Here is a 1807-nt window from a genome sequence, read left to right as displayed (position 1 = left end):
GCGTATGGGTATTGTTTGGGGGATCCAGTGAATGAAAGGGATGATACTGGACATATGCCTCGTAGAAGTATTCTCCGGAAAAATACTAATGCGGCAAGTCGAAGTGAAGACCAAAGGCTACTTGGAACGTCTTCACAAAGCTTAACCACATCAAGGGACAGTTTGAGCGCGCCCATAGCCTCCACTAACCGGACAACTTCTCCCGATGCCGATATCACAGACAGAATAAAGTCAGATTTCGACATACTTAAAAATCCGGACAAAGCCTCCCAATACAGGGAAAGAATCACAAACGTCGATCTTAAAATTTCGGCAGCGTATGATCAGCCAGCAAACTACTACGCATGGAAACAAAAAAACAACTTACAAGAACAAGGTCTTTGGTTCAAACATAAAAACGATAAAATCAGCCCTCGCCCTTTAACCGCAAAACAAAAGAAAAGCTTAAATAAAGAAATAAACTCCCTTACGAAGCAAAAAGAAAAGCTCAACAAAAAACTGGAAAAAATACTATCTGAATCGGCCAAACAACAGGGAGCCTCAAAAAGAGACAACTGAGCTAACAATAAAATAAAAAAGGGCGACATCACGTCGCCCTCCGCACACTTCAAAAATTTTACGCCGCACTAAACATCTTATGCGGATCAATCACAAACTTCTTCGGCACGCCCGCATCGAACTCGCCGTACCCTTGCGGTGCCTGATCCAAGCTGATTACCTGCACGCCCACCACTTCGGCAATGTTGATGCGGTCCCACATGATGGCCTGCATCAGTTGGCGGTTGTACTTCATCACCGGGGTCTGACCGGTGTGGAAGCTGTGGGATTTGGCCCAGCCGAGGCCGAAGCGGATGCTCAGGCTGCCCATTTTCGCGGCGGCGTCGACGGCACCTGGATCTTCAGTCACGTAGAGGCCAGGAATACCGATCTTGCCGGCTACGCGTACCACGCCCATCAGCGAGTTGAGTACGGTGGCCGGGGCTTCGTGTTTCACGCCGTCGTGGCCGTGGCCGCGGGCTTCGAAGCCGACGGCGTCGATGGCGCAATCCACTTCCGGTTCGCCCAGCAGCGCAGCGATTTGCTCGTGCAGCGGGGTGTCGAGGGACAGGTCGGCGATTTCAAAACCCTGGGCCTTGGCGTGGGCCAGACGGATGGTGTTGACGTCACCGACGATCACTACCGCAGCGCCCAGCAGGCGCGCCGAAGCGGCAGCGGCCAGGCCGACCGGACCGGCGCCAGCGATGTACACGGTACTGCCTGGGCCGACGCCGGCCGTTACAGCGCCGTGGTAACCGGTTGGCAGGATGTCGGAGAGGCAGGTCAGGTCACGGATTTTTTCCATGGCCCGGTCGCGGTCCGGCAGTTTCAGCAGGTTGAAGTCGGCGTACGGCACCATGGCGTATTCAGCCTGGCCACCGGTCCAGTCGCCCATGTCGACGTAACCGTAGGCACCACCGGGACGCGCCGGGTTGACGCTCAGGCACACGCCGGTGTGCATTTCCTTGCAGGAACGGCAGCGCCCGCAAGCCACGTTGAACGGTACCGAAACCAGGTCGCCGATCTGCAGGTTCTCGACGTCGCTGCCCTTCTCGATCACTTCACCGGTGATCTCATGGCCCAGCACCAGGCCGGTTTGTGCAGTGGTACGGCCGCGCACCATGTGCTGGTCGGAACCACAGATGTTGGTGGAAACCACGCGCAGGATGACGGCGTGTTCAATCTTCCTGCCGCGCGGGTCCTGCATTTTCGGATAGTCGATTTTCTGTACTTCGACCTTGCCAGCGCCGAGATACACCACACCACGATT

1 protein-coding gene and 1 pseudogene are annotated in these 1807 nt (G+C 55.5%); one reads left to right on the top strand and one right to left on the bottom strand.

Annotated elements, in window-relative coordinates:
• Nucleotides 1-558 (top strand): annotated as a pseudogene (locus tag D8U18_RS28675) (hypothetical protein); the annotation flags it as partial.
• Nucleotides 559-616: 58 nt separating this feature from the next.
• Here the strand turns inward: D8U18_RS28675 and fdhA are convergent.
• On the bottom strand, nucleotides 617-1807 hold a 1191-nt coding region (gene fdhA / locus D8U18_RS02225), incomplete at its 5' end, for a formaldehyde dehydrogenase, glutathione-independent (protein ID WP_241664279.1).

This window comes from Pseudomonas sp. Sample_10 (assembly GCF_004321495.1).
Taxonomy (GTDB): domain Bacteria; phylum Pseudomonadota; class Gammaproteobacteria; order Pseudomonadales; family Pseudomonadaceae; genus Aquipseudomonas.
This window is presented reverse-complemented; position numbering and strand designations above follow the sequence as displayed.